At 48.8% G+C, this 17226-nt stretch carries 23 protein-coding genes and 1 tRNA gene; 17 read left to right on the forward strand and 7 right to left on the reverse strand.

The window, feature by feature from the left end:
• Positions 1–174: 174 nt before the first annotated feature.
• The 9 genes from folP (at position 175) to X794_RS07085 (ending at position 7776) form a co-directional block, all read left to right on the forward strand.
• Positions 175–1023: a dihydropteroate synthase gene (gene folP / locus X794_RS07045; protein WP_012034246.1), complete on the forward strand. Its 849-nt coding sequence runs from the start codon at positions 175–177 to the stop codon at positions 1021–1023.
• A complete protein-coding gene (gene folK, locus X794_RS07050) occupies positions 1014–1541 on the forward strand; it encodes a 2-amino-4-hydroxy-6-hydroxymethyldihydropteridine diphosphokinase (protein ID WP_012034247.1) in 528 nt (175 codons plus the stop codon). Before folP ends, folK begins: the two co-directional genes overlap by 10 nt.
• Entirely contained in the window at positions 1541–1912 is a 372-nt protein-coding gene (queD, locus tag X794_RS07055; RefSeq protein ID WP_015408053.1) for a 6-carboxytetrahydropterin synthase QueD, read from the forward strand. The genes folK and queD overlap by 1 nt, the downstream gene beginning before the upstream one ends.
• A 123-nt stretch (positions 1913–2035) precedes the next feature.
• Positions 2036–3049 carry a recombinase RecA gene (recA, locus tag X794_RS07060; protein ID WP_011310041.1) on the forward strand — a complete coding sequence of 338 codons (1014 nt, stop codon included), beginning with the start codon at positions 2036–2038 and terminating at the stop codon, positions 3047–3049.
• Positions 3050–3136: 87 nt separating this feature from the next.
• Positions 3137–3781, forward strand: coding sequence for a regulatory protein RecX (locus tag X794_RS07065; RefSeq protein ID WP_011310042.1), 645 nt, complete (start codon positions 3137–3139; stop codon positions 3779–3781).
• Positions 3782–3849: 68 nt separating this feature from the next.
• Positions 3850–5433, forward strand: coding sequence for a ribonuclease Y (gene rny, locus X794_RS07070; RefSeq protein ID WP_011310043.1), 1584 nt, complete (start codon positions 3850–3852; stop codon positions 5431–5433).
• 11 nt (positions 5434–5444) lie between these two features.
• Complete coding sequence (locus tag X794_RS07075; RefSeq protein ID WP_011310044.1) at positions 5445–6215, forward strand: TIGR00282 family metallophosphoesterase; 771 nt, start codon at positions 5445–5447, stop codon at positions 6213–6215.
• A 2-nt stretch (positions 6216–6217) separates the two neighbouring features.
• Positions 6218–7081, forward strand: coding sequence for a PHP domain-containing protein (locus X794_RS07080; RefSeq protein WP_012034250.1), 864 nt, complete (start codon positions 6218–6220; stop codon positions 7079–7081).
• A complete protein-coding gene (locus X794_RS07085) occupies positions 7078–7776 on the forward strand; it encodes a glycerol-3-phosphate acyltransferase (protein ID WP_034376977.1) in 699 nt (232 codons plus the stop codon). The genes X794_RS07080 and X794_RS07085 overlap by 4 nt, the downstream gene beginning before the upstream one ends.
• A gap of 26 nt (positions 7777–7802) precedes the next feature.
• Here the strand turns inward: X794_RS07085 and X794_RS07090 are convergent, their stop codons facing one another.
• The 3 genes from X794_RS07090 to X794_RS07100 are packed head-to-tail and all read right to left on the reverse strand — an operon-like array spanning position 7803 to position 10200.
• Positions 7803–8474, reverse strand: a complete 672-nt coding sequence (locus tag X794_RS07090; RefSeq protein ID WP_012034252.1) for an endonuclease III domain-containing protein — start codon at positions 8472–8474, stop codon at positions 7803–7805.
• Positions 8456–8899 (reverse strand): tRNA (N6-threonylcarbamoyladenosine(37)-N6)-methyltransferase TrmO, encoded by a 444-nt coding sequence (gene tsaA / locus X794_RS07095; protein WP_012034253.1) that lies wholly within the window; start codon positions 8897–8899, stop codon positions 8456–8458. The genes X794_RS07090 and tsaA overlap by 19 nt, the downstream gene beginning before the upstream one ends.
• A 53-nt stretch (positions 8900–8952) precedes the next feature.
• A complete protein-coding gene (locus X794_RS07100; protein WP_012034254.1) occupies positions 8953–10200 on the reverse strand; it encodes a homocitrate synthase/isopropylmalate synthase family protein in 1248 nt (415 codons plus the stop codon).
• Between the two features lie 161 nt (positions 10201–10361).
• Here X794_RS07100 and X794_RS07105 point away from each other — a divergent pair, with 161 nt between their 5' ends.
• The 8 genes from X794_RS07105 (at position 10362) to X794_RS07140 (ending at position 15367) form a co-directional block, all read left to right on the forward strand.
• Positions 10362–10853: an HIT family protein gene (locus tag X794_RS07105; protein ID WP_012034255.1), complete on the forward strand. Its 492-nt coding sequence runs from the start codon at positions 10362–10364 to the stop codon at positions 10851–10853.
• A gap of 146 nt (positions 10854–10999) precedes the next feature.
• Positions 11000–11272: an AbrB/MazE/SpoVT family DNA-binding domain-containing protein gene (locus X794_RS07110; RefSeq protein WP_012034256.1), complete on the forward strand. Its 273-nt coding sequence runs from the start codon at positions 11000–11002 to the stop codon at positions 11270–11272.
• Positions 11269–11583, forward strand: coding sequence for a YbjQ family protein (locus X794_RS07115; protein WP_011310052.1), 315 nt, complete (start codon positions 11269–11271; stop codon positions 11581–11583). Before X794_RS07110 ends, X794_RS07115 begins: the two co-directional genes overlap by 4 nt.
• 18 nt (positions 11584–11601) lie before the next feature.
• Positions 11602–11793, forward strand: a complete 192-nt coding sequence (locus X794_RS07120) for a PLDc N-terminal domain-containing protein (protein WP_011310053.1) — start codon at positions 11602–11604, stop codon at positions 11791–11793.
• A 3-nt stretch (positions 11794–11796) separates the two neighbouring features.
• Complete coding sequence (locus tag X794_RS07125; protein ID WP_011310054.1) at positions 11797–12738, forward strand: ATP-binding cassette domain-containing protein; 942 nt, start codon at positions 11797–11799, stop codon at positions 12736–12738.
• Positions 12735–13496 (forward strand): ABC transporter permease, encoded by a 762-nt coding sequence (locus X794_RS07130; RefSeq protein ID WP_011310055.1) that lies wholly within the window; start codon positions 12735–12737, stop codon positions 13494–13496. The genes X794_RS07125 and X794_RS07130 overlap by 4 nt, the downstream gene beginning before the upstream one ends.
• Positions 13497–13530: 34 nt before the next feature.
• Complete coding sequence (locus X794_RS07135; protein ID WP_011310056.1) at positions 13531–14829, forward strand: InlB B-repeat-containing protein; 1299 nt, start codon at positions 13531–13533, stop codon at positions 14827–14829.
• 94 nt (positions 14830–14923) lie between these two features.
• Positions 14924–15367, forward strand: a complete 444-nt coding sequence (locus X794_RS07140; protein WP_041344599.1) for a PPC domain-containing DNA-binding protein — start codon at positions 14924–14926, stop codon at positions 15365–15367.
• Positions 15368–15533: 166 nt separating this feature from the next.
• On the opposite strand, the gene X794_RS07145 is transcribed toward X794_RS07140, so the two are convergent.
• The 4 genes from X794_RS07145 to argC all read right to left on the reverse strand — a co-directional run bounded on the left by X794_RS07145 (position 15534) and on the right by argC (position 17214).
• Entirely contained in the window at positions 15534–15701 is a 168-nt protein-coding gene (locus X794_RS07145) for a desulfoferrodoxin FeS4 iron-binding domain-containing protein (protein ID WP_011310058.1), read from the reverse strand.
• Positions 15702–15732: 31 nt separating this feature from the next.
• The gene (locus X794_RS07150) at positions 15733–15942 is read right to left on the reverse strand and encodes a hypothetical protein (protein ID WP_011310059.1); all 210 of its coding nucleotides are present in this window, start codon (positions 15940–15942) and stop codon (positions 15733–15735) included.
• A gap of 121 nt (positions 15943–16063) precedes the next feature.
• Positions 16064–16139: transfer RNA gene (locus tag X794_RS07155), tRNA-Glu, on the reverse strand.
• A 49-nt stretch (positions 16140–16188) separates the two neighbouring features.
• Positions 16189–17214 (reverse strand): N-acetyl-gamma-glutamyl-phosphate reductase, encoded by a 1026-nt coding sequence (gene argC / locus X794_RS07160; RefSeq protein WP_011310060.1) that lies wholly within the window; start codon positions 17212–17214, stop codon positions 16189–16191.
• Between the last annotated feature and the right edge of the window lie 12 nt (positions 17215–17226).

The raw sequence follows: 17226 nt of genomic DNA on the forward strand, positions 1-17226 counted from the left end.
ACCAACGTTTTATGATACTCGCTAAAATTTAGCTTGTCAAACTACATAACAAATTAGTTTAGCCGTAAAAAGCTTTTAAAAGGCCCTTTCGTGCTTGGAAATTACGGCTGTTTGATAGCATTTTCTTGCTCCTTTGAGCATTTGCTGAGATAATCAGTATAGAGGACAAAGGTGATGAATTTACCCATTACAAAACCCGTAAGCAGCCACTTCGGCTCAAAGCAATTTGGCTGGGGAGAGCGTACCTATATAATGGGCATTGTAAATGTCACTCCGGACTCATTTTCGGGTGACGGACTGGGTGCTAACCCCGAAGCGGCACTGGAACAGGCCCGCCGCTTTGTAAAAGAAGGGGCGGATATACTGGATATAGGCGGTGAAAGTACCCGCCCGAACTGCCCGCCTGTAAGCACCGAAGAAGAACTGGGCCGGGTAATTCTGGCTATACGTCTTATAGTGCGGAATCTGGATATCCCCATAAGCATAGATACCTACCGCCGTGAAGTGGCTGAGGAAGCCCTGAAGGCGGGTGCCTGCATAGTAAATGATGTCTGGGGTTTACAAAAAGACCCTTCACTTTTTGAACTGGCGGCCAAAAGCCGATCTGGCTGGGTAATAACCTCTAACCAGCGGGAACACCCTGTGGAAGACATTATGGAGGCAGTCATCTGCGAACTGAAATCTACCGCCCTGAAACTGCTGGAGCGGGGTGTACCAGCCCAAAATATTATAATTGACCCGGGGGTGGGTTTCGGTAAAACTTTGGAACAGAATCTGGAGATTGTCCGCCGTCTGTCAGAACTGAAAACCCTTAATCTGCCTGTACTGCTGGGTACTTCCCGCAAATCCCTGATAGGGCAGGTGCTGGATACCCCACCTAACGAACGGCTTGAAGGCACGGCCGCCACCGTTGCCCTGGGGATAGGGGGAGGGGTGGATATTGTAAGGGTGCATGACGTGGCCCGGATGAGACGGGTCTGCCAGATGAGCGATGCTGTTATAAGGGGTAAAATATGGAAATAATATATTTGGGACTGGGGTCAAACACCGGAACCCGTGAACAATACCTGAAAGATGCCCAGACCCGTCTTTCAGAAAAAATCGTTATCACCAGCTGTTCCACTATATATGAAACCGAACCGCTGAACTGCCCTCCCCAGACGAACTTTTTAAATATGGTTATAGAAGCCCGCACAGAGCTTTCACCTCCGGACCTTTTGGCATTTACCCAAAAGGTGGAAAAAGAGATGGGCCGAAGCCAAAACAGCCATAACCAGCCCCGCCTAATAGATATTGATATCCTGCTGTACGGCCAAAAACGCTTAAATACGCCCACCCTGACCATACCTCATCCCCACTTGACCGAAAGGGCTTTTGTAATGTTACCGCTGGTGGAACTGGCAGCTGATTTTATCTACCCGGGCAGCCGCTCCAGCCTGTCGGATTTGCTTGAGGAACTGCCTTCCGGCCAGTCTATCCGTCCGTTTTCATACCTGCCTGAGGACAGCAGAGACGATTATGACGACGACGAGGACGAATAATGTATTATCTGAGTATAAAAAAACATTTTGAAGCCGCCCATTTTCTGCGGGGATATAAGGGTAAGTGCGAAAACCTGCACGGCCACCGCTACGAAGTAGCCCTGAAGATTAAAACCGGAGAGCTGGATGAATGCGGCATGGGAGCTGATTTCAGTCTCCTGAAAACCCGCCTGAATGAGGTTCTGCAAAGCTATGACCACACCTGCCTGAATGACTTGACACCCTTTGACAACATCAATCCATCGGCCGAAAATATAGCCAAAGACATATATGACAAGCTGAAAACAGTTATCAACAAGAAGGGTGTTGAGCTTTGGGGGGTAGAGGTCTGGGAGTCACCGGATAGCTCGGTACTCTACCAGCCTGACTAACCATACCCTTGACTCAAGGTCTGGACAAGGCCGTTTTCACTCATGCCAAAGGGCTAAAAAGTCAAGGGCTTATTGTAGAATAACTTACTATATGCTATCATTTTGACTAGAAAACGAGGCGAAATGACCACGGAAAAAGATAAGGCTCTGGAACTCACTGTAGGCATAATAGAAAAACGCTTTGGCAAGGGTTCAATAATGAAGTTGAGCGACCCTTCCTTCCGGCAAACAGTTGAGTTCATTCCTACAAGTTCACTGGCACTTGATATTGCCCTGGGCGTTGGCGGGATTCCCAGAGGCCGGGTAGCTGAAATATTCGGTCCTGAAGGCTCTGGCAAGACTACTCTTGCCCAACACATTATTGCCCAGGCCCAAAAAATGGGTGAAAAAGCCGCCTATATAGACGTGGAACATGCCCTTGATCCTAAATACGCTTCAACCTGCGGGGTTAATCTGGATGAGCTTTTAATATCTCAACCGGATACCGGCGAAGAAGCGCTTGGTATTGCCGAAGAGCTGGTGAGAAGTGCTGCCATAGGTGTAATCGTGATTGACAGTGTGGCGGCGCTGGTACCCAAAGCTGAAATAGAAGGCGACATGGGTGACTCACATGTAGGTTTGCAGGCCAGGCTTATGTCTCAGGCCCTGCGAAAATTGACCGCTTCCATCGGGCAAACCAGAACGGCCGTTGTCTTTATTAACCAGTTAAGAGAAAAGGTGGGTGTTATGTTCGGCAATCCCGAAGTCACCCCCGGCGGCCGGGCGCTCAAGTTTTACAGTTCGGTGCGTATAGATCTAAGGCGCATAGAAACCATCAAGCAGGGTACCGTAGCTGTTGGTACACGCGTAAGAGCCAAAGTGGTAAAAAATAAGGTTGCTCCTCCTTTCAGGACAGCCGAATTTGATATCATGTTTGACTCCGGTATCAGCCGCGAGGGCAACCTTATTGATTTAGGCGTAAGCAGTGAAGTTATAAGGAAAGCAGGGGCTTTCTTTTCCTATGGTGACATTCGCCTGGGGCAAGGCAGAGAGAGCGCCAAAAACTATCTGGCGGCAAACCCGGATCTGGCGCAAGAAATTGAAGAAAAAATACGTGCCTCAGCGGTCACCCTTTGCAGTATTGGCGATGGCGATTAATCCATAGCTTTACGTAAAAAGGCATCTTTATCTATTTGGGGGCTGAGGCAGAGTGTGTCTCGGCTTTGTCTTTTTTTGGGGGATTAAATGCCAATCATAACGGCCATCAGGAAAACCCGGGGCGGGAACCAGAGGTGTAAAATTTCTCTGGACGGCAAGGAGTTCTTCAGCCTGTCTCTCAAAGTATGTGAAAGGGAAGGCCTGAAAGTAGACCAGGAACTGAGCTCCAGCCAAATTGAAACTCTGAAGCTTATAGATAATTGCCAAAGTTGCTACGAAGCAGCCATGGGTTATTTATCCTATCGCCCGCGCAGCCAGTCTGAACTGGCCCAAAAACTGGTAAGGCGAGGGTTTTGCAGTCAGGATATTGATTCCATATTAGCCAAGCTGAAAGAACAGGGGCTGGTAAATGACCAGGCTTTCGCCCAGTTCTGGAATGACAATCGCCAGTCATTCCGTCCCCGCAGCCGCAGCTTGACCTCACTGGAACTCAAGAGAAAGGGTATATCCAGCGAAATAATTGAAACCGTGGTAAGCACTGTTGATGAAGTGGACAGTGCTTACAGGGCAGCCGAAACCAAAGCAAAAAACCTGCCCAAAGACAATTACCACATATTCCGCCAGCGCCTCAGCCAGTTTTTACTAAGGCGAGGCTTCAGCTACGAGGTAATTAGCCGTACCGTTTCCCGCCTGTGGAATGAATATGGAAACGATCCAATAGACGAATTTTAGGTCTTACATAGTCATGGCTCTCTGATACCCCCGTTGAAGAGAGCTTCTAAAGAAAGGGGTTTATATATATGTTCGAGTTTTTTATGGAGACAGCGCCGGCTACCACCACCGGTTTGCCTTTGTCTGCTATTCTGGCTATCTTTTTCAGTTTTATTATAGGTATAGTGTTCGGCGGTATGGCACTATTCGTATTCAGGGGCTTCATTATGAACCGCCAGCTTCGTATTGCCCAGCGTAAAGCTACCAAAATGCTGGCTGATTCCAAACTGGAAGCTAAGGATGTGCTGGTGGAAGCCAAGCGCGAGGCTGACAAGACTCGCAATTCCGCCGAAACTGAACTTAAGGAACGCCGTTCTGAACTGGCCAAACAGGAAAACAGGGTTATCCAAAAAACAGAGGCGCTGGACCGCAAGCTGGAAAACCTTGAACAGCGTGAACAGTCTTTAACCAACCGGGAAAAAAGCATTGACGAAACCCAATCTCAAATTGAAGAAATACGCGAAAACGAACTAAAACGCCTGGAAGAAGTGGCCAACATGACCACTGAACAGGCCAAAACGAGCCTGCTTGAAATGCTGGAAGGCGAAATGCAACAGGAAACCTCCCGCCGCCTGCGTGAGTGGGAGATAAAAATAAAAGCCGAAGCGGATGAAAAAGCCCGCGAGGTTGTTTCCCAGGCTATCCAGCGTTGTGCCTCTGACGTAGTTACCGAAACCACTACTAATGTCGTACCCCTGCCCAGTGACGAAATGAAGGGCAGGCTGATTGGCCGCGAAGGCCGCAATATACGGGCTTTGGAACAGGCAACCGGCGTAGACCTGATAATAGATGACACCCCGGAGGCAGTTACTATTTCCAGTTTTGACCCGGTGCGGCGTGAAGTTGCCCGTCAGGCACTTTCAAAACTTATCATTGACGGGCGTATTCACCCGGCCCGCATTGAAGAAGTGGTAACCAAGGCCAAAGAGGAAGTTGAAGCCGCTATGATAGCTTCCGGTGAACAGGCTGCCTACCAGGCAGGCGTTCACGGACTGCGACCCGAAATAATCAAGGTAATGGGACGGCTGAAATACCGCACCAGTTACGGCCAGAATGTACTTCAGCACAGCATAGAAGTAGCCCAGATGTCCGGCATGATAGGCAGTGAGCTGGGTGTAAATGTTACCCTTGCCCGCCGGGCCGGCTTTCTGCATGATATAGGCAAAGCGGTTGACCGAGACGTGGAAGGCACCCATACCCAGATAGGCGCAGACATGGTTAAACAGTGGGAAAAATCTCCCGAAGTTATTAAAGGTGTGGCGGAACATCACTTTGACACCCCCACCGTTTCCATCTGGGGCTTTATAGTATCTGCTGCAGATGCCATTTCTTCGGCCAGACCCGGTGCCCGCCGCGAATCACTGGAAAACTACATCAAACGTCTGAAGGCTCTTGAAGAGATTGCCGACAGCTTCAAAGGGGTTGAAAAATCCTTTGCTATCCAGGCAGGACGTGAAGTGCGGATAATGGTAAAACCTGATGAGATTGATGATCTGGGAGCTATGCGGCTGGCCAGAGATATCGTCAAGAGGATTGAAGATGGGCTGGAATACCCCGGACAGATTAAAGTTACCGTTATACGGGAAACCAGATCCGTAGACTTTGCCAAGTAAAGCAGGTAATGATGAAAATACTGGTAATCGGTGATGTCATTGGCAAGCCGGGACGGGATGCCCTGCGGGATATCTTGCCGGGACTGAAACAGGAATACAAGATAGATTTTACCGTTATAAACGGAGAAAATACGGCCGGGGGTATTGGTATAACCCCGGCCACCGCCCAAGACCTTATATCAGCCGGGGCAGACGTGATTACCACCGGCAATCATGTCTGGAAACACCGTGACATTGCCACTGTAATGGAAGACGAAAGCCTGCCGGTTATCCGCCCCTTAAATTACCCTCCGGGCGTGCCCGGTCAGGGCTACATCCTGAAAAACAAGGTTCTGGTTGTAAACCTGATGGGTCGTACCTTTATGTACGACATAGACTGCCCCTTCCGCAGTATTGACAACCTTATTACCAAGCTGAATTTCAAACCATCTGCCATTATTGTAGACTTTCATGCGGAAGCCACATCCGAAAAAATGGCACTGGGGTTTTATCTGGACGGAAGGGTAAGCGCCGTACTGGGCACTCATACCCACGTAGCCACTTGTGATACCCGTTTGCTGCCCAAAGGCACTGCATATGTCAGTGATATTGGCATGGTAGGGCCTATTGATTCGATAATAGGGGATGAACCTGATTCGGTTATCCAGCGTTTTTTGACCGGTATACCCGGCCGCCTGAGTGTAGCCCAAGGCAGGGTAATGCTTAATGCCGTAGTGGTTACGGTAAACACCAAAACCGGACTGGCCACAAGTATCGAACGCATTTACCGGGAGATAAGCTAGAAATGGCTTCTAAAGTAGACCTGCATATCCACACCACCGTTTCAGACGGTGTTCACTCACCTGAGAATATTATTGCCAAAGCCGCCAAAGTACATATGGAGTATATTGCCATATGTGACCATGACAATCTGGACGGAATTGGCCTTGCCATACAGACTGCCCGAAAATACCCCAAACTAAGGGTTATACCCGGGGTGGAAATCAGCACTGATTACAGCGGTGGGGATGTCCACATTCTGGGGTATTTTGTAGATTACAAAGACCCGTTTTTGAATGAAACTCTGACTGAAATGCGCCGCTCCAGAGTGGAACGCGCCCGTGACATGGTAATAAAACTTAATGAACTGGGTATGGAAATAAGCTGGCAGAGAGTTTCCGAAATTGCCGGTGAAGGCACTGTGGGACGGCCGCATATTGCCACTGCCCTGCTGGAAAAGGGCTATATCCAGAACATGGGCGAGGCCTTTGAAAAATACATAGGTCGGGGCGGCCCGGCCTATGTTGAACGGATAAAAATGGGCCCCGAAGAAGCCGTCCGGCTGGTGCTAAACTGCGGAGGGATACCGGTTATGGCCCACCCCCTGACCATAATGGATCACGAACCCATGGTGGAACGGCTGGTTCAGGCCGGGCTGATGGGTTTGGAATGCCACTACGGGGGGTTCAACCCCCAGCAAATAGACGGCTTAGTCAAACTTGCCGCCAAACACAAACTACTGACTACCGGCGGTAGCGATTACCACGGTCTGGACGAACTTACCGAAACACCCATCGGCGGGGCGGAAGTACCCATGCAGGATGCTAAAAAACTTATTGCCAAAGCCCGTGAAATTAAGGCAAAAGGCCTGGCGGAGGATATGGAATGAGCCCTGTATTTCTTATTATGATACCGGCAGGCTATCTGGTAGGGGCTATCCCCATGGCATATCTGCTTTCAAGGTGGCGGCGGGGTATAGATATCCGCCGTTACGGAAGCGGCAATGTCGGTGCTTCCAATGTGATTAAAACAGCCGGCAAGAAACTGGGGCTGGCGGTTTTTGTTTTTGATGTTTCCAAAGGGGCTATTATGATCCTGTTGGCCGGCTGGCTGGGGCTGGAGCTCTGGCAACAAATAATAGTCGGCCTGCTTACCATTGCCGGGCATAACTGGCCGGTCTTCCTCCGCTTTAACGGGGGAAGAGGTATTGCCACCTCACTGGGAGTGGCTCTGGTGATGGCTCCTGTTCCGGCATTGATAGCGCTGAGTACTGCACTCACCTTCGGTTTTTTCAAAAAAATGGCTCCGGGGGTTTTTCTGGGAGTAGGGGCGCTGCCGGTTATGTCAGGGTATTTTCACGGTTTTTTTGGCGTACAGGAACACCAGACGGTAACCTGGGGTTTTGCGGGGCTTTTTTTGATTATGATTGTCCGCCGCCTGATGGCACCTGACAGCGAATACTCCAGCACCGTTTCCAAAGCTGAGCTTGTATTTAACCGCATGTTTCTTGACCGGGATATACGAAGCCGCTCTGTCTGGATAAACCGCAATACCGCTGCCCATAAAGAAGGTCTGGGTATTTAATAACCCGTCCTCACCTGCCGCAAAATTTATTCCCGATAGTCAAAACGGCAAACATCTTTCAGTACACACCCTTCACAACCGGGTTTGACCCTGCAATGCTCTTTGGCATGCCTGACTATAAGGGCATGGTATTCGTTATAAAGGGCGGCATCAGCGGCCAGATTTGCCGTAAAAAGCCTTTGAAGACGGTCATAACCCGCTTCCTTTTCCGTCAGACCCAAACGGCTGAAAATCCTTCGGGTATAAGCATCTATAACAAAAACGGGCTTTCCGCAGGCATATAAAAGTATGGAGTCGGCTGTTTCTTCACCTATGCCCCACACACTCAGCAATTCATCACGAAGAACACTACTCTCTATCTCCAGCAGTTTTTCAGCTTGTCCGCCGCAGCCAGTCTGAAGCCAATTTGACAGGGCTTTCAGTTTGCGGACTTTTACATTAAAGTAGCCTGAGGGACGGATAGATTCAGCCAGAGCGCTGTCAGCGGCCTGCAATATAGCCTCTGCCGAGAGCAAATTAGCCTCTTTCAGCCTTGAAATAGCCTTTTCAACGTTTGTCCAAGCGGCACTCTGGGTAAGTACTGCACCCGCCATCATTTCAAACCGGCTTTCGGCCGGCCACCAGTGCTGAGGGCCGTATTTCTTTAAAAGACGCTGGTATATATCAGCCAGATTTTGGGCTAAGTTTTCTTTATCCAAGGTGCTACCGTTGCCTCTTTGTCAGAGTCATAATCTGTAATAAAGGGTTTAATATCCAGTACCGGCGTACCGTTAATGGCATCCAGCCCTTTCACTTTTAGCACGTTGCCTTTATGCTCAAGCAACCTGACCAGAGTCTTGGCGATGGGGTTGGGGCGAAAGGGAGAGCGGCTGGCAAAAACCCCTACTTTACCAAACTCTGTTTGACCTCTGGGGTAAACCAGCAAGGCCATGCCCTCGGGCGGGGACTGATGGGGAGACCAGATAATATTCAGGTGGGAAAATTCCTCTATACGGGTAAGCCCTTCGGCCAGTTCCGGTTTTAGATGTATTTCAGAAACCACATCTTCCCATTTAAACATTTGTTCAGGTTTTTGGGTAATAGCATTTATGACAGTGCCGATAGGTTTCATTTGCACATTCATTTTTTCTCCAAACAAAAAGGGGGGTGGTGACCCCCCTTTTATCATCTGTCTGATTAGTCATTCATAAGCGGTGTCAGGGTTAGCAGGCGACGGCTTATCTCCGGATATTTGGCAATAAAGATAAGTTCGTCTTCAACCAGAGGTTTATGGGCCTCTACGTTGGCATAACGCACCAGTTCCAGTATCTTGTTGGCTTCGTCTTTGTCTTCAGGCAGTTCCACAGACATATTGCCCATGACATGGCGGAAGCCTGAGATGCCGCTATACTGGCCGGCACAGATTTCACGCCCGGTTTCCACCATCAGGGCTTCACCCCGTCCCAGTTCTTCGTAGCCGTAAAGCTCGTAGTTTTGAGAATCTTTGATAACACCGTCAGCATGTATGCCGGAGGCATGGGCAAAACAGTTACGTCCCACTCCCGGCTGGTTTATGGGTATTTCCACATCAAAAGCATATGAAGCAAAGCGGGCTATCTTCCAGGCCTTGGAAAGGTTTACCTCATGGCCCAGCTGGTATTTTTCACCAAAGCCCTTTGACTTCAGTATAGCCAGCAGGAAGGCTACCAGGTCTGCATTGCCGGCCCGCTCACCAATACCGTTTACGGTGGTGTTTACGTACACGTCCTGTCCGCCGTCAATAACACCCTTGGCACCGGCCAAAGAGTTACCTATGGCCATACCCAAGTCACCATGGCAATGAATCTCTATGGGCATTCCCACCTTTTCCGCCAAAGTGCGGGCGGTTTCGTATATGGTAAAAGGGTTGTCATAACCCAGAGTGTCACAGTAACGCAGGCGGGTAGCACCCACCTCTTTGGCCGCCTTGGCAAATTCTATCAGGTTTACAATGGAGGTACGGGAGGCATCTTCGGCGTTTACCCCCACTGTCTCAGCCCCCTTGGCATAAGCGGCATTGACGGCAATAGTCATATCTTCAATTATATCTTTAAAAACCTTGCGACCCTGAAACTTGCCGTTTATCATCTGTTCCGAAGTGGATATAGACAAATTCAGGTGTTTAAGGCTGGGTGCCCGGCGGAAAGCCAGGTCTACATCAGCCACGATAGCCCTTATCCAGCCTTCCAGACGCAAATTCTTGATAACGCCCATTTTGGCCAGCTCAAGATTGGCTTCAACATAACCGCGCTCATGTTTGGTGGTGGGAAAGCCAAACTCAGACTGGAATATACCCATCTCGTCCAGATAAATGTTTATCAGGGTTTTTTCCAGTTTGGAAAGGCCGAGACGAGCCGTTTGGACACCGTCTCTATTGGTAACGTCAATTATGAAAATTTTTCCCACGTAATTATACCCCCTGTAATAGATGCGCTAAATATAACATTTTATCATAGCCTGCTTCGCCTCACAAACCCCCTGTATCTATTTTATTTATTACACACCTCAAATACTCTTTGACTTAAGGGATTTTTACGTTTAAAATCATAAACAGGCAAGGAGATGAAATGGATAATTTGTGGGCACCCTGGCGGGCGAAATATATAGAACAGGCGGTTAAAAACGAAGATACCGGCTGTATCTTCTGCACCTTTCCGGCTGTAAATGAAGACCGTAAAAACCTGATACTTTTCCGCGGCAAATACAACTTTGTTATCCTTAATGCCTTTCCTTACAATACCGGACACCTTATGGTTGTGCCCTTCCGCCATACCTCCGCTCCGGAAGAGCTGACAGAGGAAGAACGTAACGAACATTACCGTTTAGTCTACCGGGCGGTAGCAATCCTCAAAAACGAATACAAACCTGAAGGCTTTAATATAGGCATGAATCTGGGGCGGGTAGGCGGTGCCGGTATAGACAAACACATACACACTCACATTGTGCCCCGCTGGAACGGAGATACCAACTTCATGCCGGTTATCGGCCAGACCAAGGTCCAGAACGAATCTCCGGCAGATACCTACCGTCGTCTCAAACCCGGCTTTCAATCCCTTTAAAACCCCTTTATTTATATCAGTCCATACGTAAACTGCAGTTTATTAGAAATATTTTCCGCAGGGTCTTGCATTTTAGTAATACTTGTTATACTATTCGTACTAGTAAGATATGTATTACTTGTAGTACTTGAACAGGAGGAATATAGATGAACCCGCAGCAAATGGAAATCTTTTACGGTTCGGGTTCGGTGGGAGCGAAGGGGCAGATAGTCATACCGGTAAAATTCCGCAAGATATTCAATATCCACCCCGGAGACCAGGTTATTTTTATGGGAAACCCCCAGCAGAATGCGTTTGCGGTGATGAGAGCTGACCAGCTGTCCGCCATGCAAACCCAGCTGGACCAGGCAAAAGCCCAAATAGAAAGGGCAAATGCCGAACTGGCAAATGAAATGAAGAAGGAGACTAAAGCCAAATGATAATGACAAATACCGAAGCTGTAGCCGGACACAAAATTATAAAGAATCTGGGTCTGGTAAAGGGAAACACTATCCGGGCCAAGCACATAGGCAAGGATATCATGGCCAGCCTGCGTAGCATTGTGGGCGGCGAAATTGAGGAATACACTCAGATGCTGGACGAAGCCCGAAACGAGGCCCTGAAACGCATGGAAGCCGATGCCAAGGAAAAAGGGGCTAACGCTATAATCTGTGTCCGCTTTTCCACCTCGGCGGTGATGCAAAATGCTTCTGAAGTAATGGCTTACGGCACAGCCGTAATAGTGGAATAAAAAGGCAGGAAAAATAAAATGGATATTAACTGGGCACTTATTGCTCCCCTTGTTGTCCTCCAGCTGATACTGCTGATAATAGCGGTGATAGACCTAGTCAAACGCCCCAAAGTCCGCTGGAATAACAAGTGGATTTGGGCGGTGATAATTGTATTTGCAGGCATTATAGGCCCGATAATCTACCTGACTCTGGGACGGGAGGAAGACTAAGCTTTGGATGCTATACTTTGCCAAAAGCTGACCAAGAAATTCGGTGATTTTACCGCCCTGGACGGACTGGATCTTGCAGTTGAGAAAAACCGGGTTTTCGGTTTTTTAGGCCCGAACGGGGCAGGCAAGACTACCGCTGTCCGAATGCTTACCGGGCTTTCCCAACCTACTTCCGGCAAGGCCTATGTATCCGGAGAAGAAGTAACACCCCGAAACCTGTCACTCCGCTCCAAGATTGGTTTTCTGCCGGACGTACCTGCTTTTTACAGCTGGATGACGGGACGTGAATTTATGCTTTTTTCAGGCGAACTCCACAAATTATCCCCCAGAGAAAATAACCTGCGGGCAGATGAATTGCTGGAGCTGGTAGACCTTAGCGAAGCCGGCAAACGCCGGGTTGGAGGGTACTCACGGGGCATGAAACAGCGCCTGGGTATTGCCCAAGCACTGGTAAATAAACCTGAAGTGCTTTTTATGGACGAACCCACCTCGGCCCTTGACCCTATGGGGCGGAGGGATGTACTGAACCTTATAGAGCGCTTAAGCGGGGATACTACCGTTTTCATGTCCACCCATATACTTTCAGATGTGGAAAGAGTATGTGACCGGGTAGCTATCATAAACGAAGGCAAGCTGATAACCTCCGCTAGTGTGGAGGAACTTAAACGCAAATACTCCACTTCGGCCTTTGAAATCCAGTTTGAAGAAGAACCTACCCCCATTCTCACCCAGCTTTTAAAAATGCCTTACATAAAAACAGCCGAGGTGCGAACCGAAGGTGAGGTCAGAGTACTATATGTACAGGCCAGTGACCTTGCCAAAGCCAAAACCGAAATACCCGGGGTGATTGCCCAAAGCGGACTGACCCTGACCCATTATGAACTTACTACCCCCAGTATAGAAGATGTATTTATCCAGCTTGTAGGGAATGGTGCAAAGGCATGAACGGACTGAAAGTTTTATTCAAAAAAGAACTGCGAGAGCAACTGAAGACCTATAAAATGCTTATTGTGGGCATTGCCTTTGTTTTCTTTGGCATATCCACTCCGCTGCTGCTGGCCTATCTGCCCCAGATTATTGAGTTTAGCGGACAGGGAGCAGATATGCCCATCAACATGCCTGATCCCACCCCCCTTATGTCCATGCAGGAGTTTGGGCAGACTATGCTTCAGGTAGGGGTACTTATCTGCATACTGATTACCATGGGTACAATTTCAGGGGAGAAAGAAAAAGGGACCGCCATGCTGACTTTGTCCAAACCGGTCAGCCGCGGGGCATTTGTAATGTCCAAATATCTGGCTCTGGGAATGCTAGTCTTTGTGTCCATGCTGCTTAGCGCAGGCCTGTGCTATGCCTATACCCTGATGCTGATTGGCGATTTTGCGTTTATACCATTTTTAGGCAGCACTCTCCTTCTGACCCTGTTTTTGCTGCTTTGTCTGGCAGTCACCCTGTTTTTCTCCAGTTTTTTTAAAAGCTCTCTGGCGGCCGGCGGCACTGCTCTGGTACTGCTCATAGCCCAAGGCCTGGCCACCCAATTGCCCTGGATAGGCAAGTATCTGCCCGGCAACCTTTCCAGCTGGTCTGCCCAACTGCTCTCAGGCAGTGGTGAACCGGCCTGGGGAGCATTGGTGGTAGCGGTGGTCATTATTGGTCTTTGTTTGTACTTTGCCCGTATCAGGCTAGAACAAAAAGAGTTATAATAAGGGACAATATATTGAGGAGGGTTGGAAGGATATGGCTGAAAAAGAGCTAAACCCTGAACCCGAAGATTACAAAGAATCCCCTAAAGAAAACTTCGAGCCCGAAGATGAATATAAAGAACCTCCGCTGGAACTTGAAACTCCGGCGGAGATTTCACAATCGGAGAAAATACCGGGCTACTATTTTTACCGGCGCAAAAAGGCCAAAGCCAAGCTGAAGAGAAAACACTTCAAAATGCCCGGCTGGTTTAATATCAGCCTTACCACACTGCTGATAATAGCAGTGATTTTCGGCACTTGGGGTTTAGCGGCGGGACATTTCCCGCCCTGGGGATTTTCTGTAGATGTTGCTACAACTCCTGTCGGCGGCGGCACAGTCAATCTAAGTCCTGACCAAGCATCTTACAGCGGCGGCTCAAGAGTAGACCTGAATGCTGTGCCTGCCAACGGATATCGCTTTGGTTATTGGGGCGGGGATGCCAGCGGCACAGACCCATCTGTCAGCCTGAGTATGAATTCATCTAAATCTGTAACGGCTACATTTATAAGGCAACACCACCTGAATATCAGCACCGCTCCCCAGTCAGGCGGTAGCCTTAGTACCATAAGCGGAGATTTTGATGCCGGCACTATCCTTAGCCTTACCACCTCTCCCATGCCGGGTTACCGTTTTGATTACTGGAGCGGGGACGTAAGCGGTACCAACCCCTCTGTCAGTATTACTATGGATACCGATAAAAACATCGTAGCCAATTTTGTACCTCTGCTACTGCTTACAGTTAATCTTACCCCTACCTCAGCCGGCATTGTCAGCCCGGCTACAGAGTACTTTGATTACGGGGCTACCGTCACTCTGACTGCTCAGGCTGCACCCGGATACCAGTTTGTAGGTTGGACAGGAGACTTAACTAATATCTCAGCCACCATAAATATTACCATGGACAAAAACTACACCTTAACCGCCAATTTTGCCCCCATTATCCAGTCAACATCTATGGTACTGCCCAACCGCATCGGTGACTCAACTTGGATAAGCTGGAGTAAAAACCTGATAGCAGGGCAGTATATAGTCATAAATTCCGGCCTGACCGGTGTCTTTAACCTTTCTGACTCCAGCCATTTGTGGAGGGTAGAGGTATTTAGTCCGGACGGAGAATATATTGACAACTGGTTTGGAGACTACTGGCTGACTCCGGAGCATGTCTTTGCTTTCCAGGCCCAGATAAGCGGAACGTATGTGGTAAAGATATCCCATTACAGCTCATTCATCAAAGACTTGTCCATGACCTTCAGCCCCGGCGGCTGGATTATAAACGGTAATTCCTGGAGCTAGAGCAAAAGGCTTTACATGCATGACTTCTGGACCGGTGTAGATACTAAACTATGCCGGTCTTTTTATTAACAGACATAACTCAAGGAGAGAGAAAATGAAAGCCAGTCAGGGAAGTTTGGGAAGAGTATTTATAATACGGCTGGAAGACGGCGACAGAGTGCCAACCTGCCTGGAAGATTTTGCCCGCACCCAGCAGATAAGCCATGCCCAGGTGGTACTGATTGGCGGGATTGAGGGCGGGCAGGTAGTAGTAGGGCCGCGCCAGAGCCGTGAGTATCCGCCTGAGCCTGTCCTGATACCGCTGGACGGAGCCCACGAAGTAGCCGGGTTGGGTATAATAGCACCTGGTGAAGACGGTACACCCAAACTGCATATCCATGCCGCTTTAGGCCGAATGGGTAAAACCACCACCGGTTGCCTGAGGCCAGGGGTTAATACTTGGATTGTAGGTGAAGCGGTTATGTATGAAATACTGGGCGCAAAAGCTGTCCGCCGTTTTGATGAAGCCACAAAATTCAATCTGCTTCAGACTGAATAACCACTGCCAAACCTTAAGCTTATACACTAAACAGAAAAATTAAATCCCCTTGGTCCGGACAGCAGGATTTATTCATTATTGCCTGCCGTTTTTGGCTAACCTGCAGAAGTTTACCAAAACCCCGCTGTCCCGCTTGAAAACTTAATCGGAAAATAAAAATCTGTAGCTATTCACCACTGGAATCAGGCAGATTTATGGGTGCTTTATACGAATCTTCAATCCGTTTCATATCCTGCCCGCAGCAGACCAGCGTACCGCCGCCAACTTTTATAACCCGAACAATATTGCCGCATATATCGCACTTGTAGGTTTCACCCAGCTGTTTTACTCCCATTTCTCAAAGCCTCCGTTTCATTAAGGGGACACTAGTCTTTTTGGACAGGTTTAATTGTTACTTCTTCTTCGTATTCTTCGGGTTCGCGGATAAGTTTAAACCCGAGCAGAAACAGGCCCATAAAAAGTATCCCGCCCGCAATAAAGAGCGGCCAGTATAATATACCTGCCAGCATGACAAAGAAACACACCAGAAGAACAATGGTATAGGCTATGACGTGGGTACGAAAGTATTCCAGCATATCGGTTACCTCCTGTAAGGACTGTCGGATATATATTATACCACCCGGTTAAGAAGGATAGCTGAAAAATAGATAATATTTAGCCAGAGCAGCTAAATATCAGAAAAACCAGAAGGTAAATTGGTACCCCCAAGGGGATTCGAACCCCTGTTGACGGCGTGAAAGGCCGCTGTCCTGGGCCTCTAGACGATGGGGGCACACAGGGTAATTAGTATAGCAAAACTGCAAGTGGCTGGCAAACTAAAGCTAAGGCAGGGTGGCCATAGCTTCAAGGCCTTCCGTTTCAGCCAGACCCAGCATAATATTCATATTCTGTACAGCCTGCCCCGCCGCACCCTTTACCAGATTATCTATGCAGCTTATGACTATCAACTGTTCATTCAGGGCATCCACCACCGGATATATAAAGCACATATTAGTACCCCGGGTATAACGGGTGTGGGGTGGTTCGGCAGTTACTTTTACAAAAGGTTCATCTTTATAAAACTGTCGGTAAATCTCTTTGACTTCTTCGTCTGTAACCGGCTGTTTCAAACGCGCATAGGCAGTTGAGAGTATACCCCGGCTCATGGGTACCAGATGAGGGCAGAAAGTAACCCGCGGGATTACCCCTCTGCTGGCGCGGCAAAGCTCCTGAACTATCTCCGGCTGATGACGGTGAGTGCCGATGGAATAGGCACAAACATCTTCGTCAGCCTCGCAAAATATGGTTTTTACAGTGGGTGTTCGCCCCGAACCGGAAAGCCCGGACTTGGCATCTATAATGGCACTTGGCTCTATCAGGTCACTTTTAAAAGCCGGGACAAGCCCAAGTATGGCTGAGGTAGGGTAACAGCCCGGATTTGCCACCAGACGGGCGCCGGCAATATCCTTACGCTTAAGCTCAGGCAGACCATACACCGCTTCCTCCAAGAGCCCCGGGCAGGGATGTTCAAATCCGTACCATGCCTGATACAGAGCCGGGTCTTTCAAACGAAAATCGGCGCTGATATCTATTACCCGCATACCTTTTTCCAGCAAAGCGGGTACTAAAGCTGCCCCTTCTTTGTGAGGCAGAGCCAGAAAGGCAACATCCACTTGCCCTTCCAGATTTTCAGTAATAGGCAAATCAAGGCGATGCAGATAGGGAAATACATCCGAAAGTTTTTTACCAGCCAGACTCCTGCCGGTTACCGAACAAAGCTCTACCGAGGGGTGGCTTTCCAGAATACGGGCAAGCTCAAGCCCTGCATAACCGGTTACGTTTATAATCCCTGTTTTATATTTCTTCATCTGCTTTTCCCT

This window comes from Dehalococcoides mccartyi CG5, from assembly GCF_000830885.1.
Taxonomy (GTDB): Bacteria; Chloroflexota; Dehalococcoidia; order Dehalococcoidales; family Dehalococcoidaceae; genus Dehalococcoides; species Dehalococcoides mccartyi_B.

What these genes read in the sequence shown, in the direction of transcription:
- X794_RS07105 (WP_012034255.1), top strand. Translation starts at nt 10,362, where the DNA reads ATGGATAATTTGTGGGCACCCTGGCGGGCGAAATATATAGAACAGGCG.
- X794_RS07145 (WP_011310058.1), bottom strand. Translation starts at nt 15,701, where the DNA reads ATGGGAGTAAAACAGCTGGGTGAAACCTACAAGTGCGATATATGCGGC.
- X794_RS07150 (WP_011310059.1), bottom strand. Translation starts at nt 15,942, where the DNA reads ATGCTGGAATACTTTCGTACCCACGTCATAGCCTATACCATTGTTCTT.
- rny (WP_011310043.1), top strand. Translation starts at nt 3,850, where the DNA reads ATGTTCGAGTTTTTTATGGAGACAGCGCCGGCTACCACCACCGGTTTG.
- X794_RS07075 (WP_011310044.1), top strand. Translation starts at nt 5,445, where the DNA reads ATGAAAATACTGGTAATCGGTGATGTCATTGGCAAGCCGGGACGGGAT.
- queD (WP_015408053.1), top strand. Translation starts at nt 1,541, where the DNA reads ATGTATTATCTGAGTATAAAAAAACATTTTGAAGCCGCCCATTTTCTG.
- folK (WP_012034247.1), top strand. Translation starts at nt 1,014, where the DNA reads ATGGAAATAATATATTTGGGACTGGGGTCAAACACCGGAACCCGTGAA.
- recA (WP_011310041.1), top strand. Translation starts at nt 2,036, where the DNA reads ATGACCACGGAAAAAGATAAGGCTCTGGAACTCACTGTAGGCATAATA.
- tsaA (WP_012034253.1), bottom strand. Translation starts at nt 8,899, where the DNA reads ATGAATGTGCAAATGAAACCTATCGGCACTGTCATAAATGCTATTACC.
- X794_RS07085 (WP_034376977.1), top strand. Translation starts at nt 7,078, where the DNA reads ATGAGCCCTGTATTTCTTATTATGATACCGGCAGGCTATCTGGTAGGG.
- argC (WP_011310060.1), bottom strand. Translation starts at nt 17,214, where the DNA reads ATGAAGAAATATAAAACAGGGATTATAAACGTAACCGGTTATGCAGGG.
- X794_RS07110 (WP_012034256.1), top strand. Translation starts at nt 11,000, where the DNA reads ATGAACCCGCAGCAAATGGAAATCTTTTACGGTTCGGGTTCGGTGGGA.
- X794_RS07130 (WP_011310055.1), top strand. Translation starts at nt 12,735, where the DNA reads ATGAACGGACTGAAAGTTTTATTCAAAAAAGAACTGCGAGAGCAACTG.
- folP (WP_012034246.1), top strand. Translation starts at nt 175, where the DNA reads ATGAATTTACCCATTACAAAACCCGTAAGCAGCCACTTCGGCTCAAAG.
- X794_RS07080 (WP_012034250.1), top strand. Translation starts at nt 6,218, where the DNA reads ATGGCTTCTAAAGTAGACCTGCATATCCACACCACCGTTTCAGACGGT.
- X794_RS07115 (WP_011310052.1), top strand. Translation starts at nt 11,269, where the DNA reads ATGATAATGACAAATACCGAAGCTGTAGCCGGACACAAAATTATAAAG.
- X794_RS07140 (WP_041344599.1), top strand. Translation starts at nt 14,924, where the DNA reads ATGAAAGCCAGTCAGGGAAGTTTGGGAAGAGTATTTATAATACGGCTG.
- X794_RS07065 (WP_011310042.1), top strand. Translation starts at nt 3,137, where the DNA reads ATGCCAATCATAACGGCCATCAGGAAAACCCGGGGCGGGAACCAGAGG.
- X794_RS07120 (WP_011310053.1), top strand. Translation starts at nt 11,602, where the DNA reads ATGGATATTAACTGGGCACTTATTGCTCCCCTTGTTGTCCTCCAGCTG.
- X794_RS07135 (WP_011310056.1), top strand. Translation starts at nt 13,531, where the DNA reads ATGGCTGAAAAAGAGCTAAACCCTGAACCCGAAGATTACAAAGAATCC.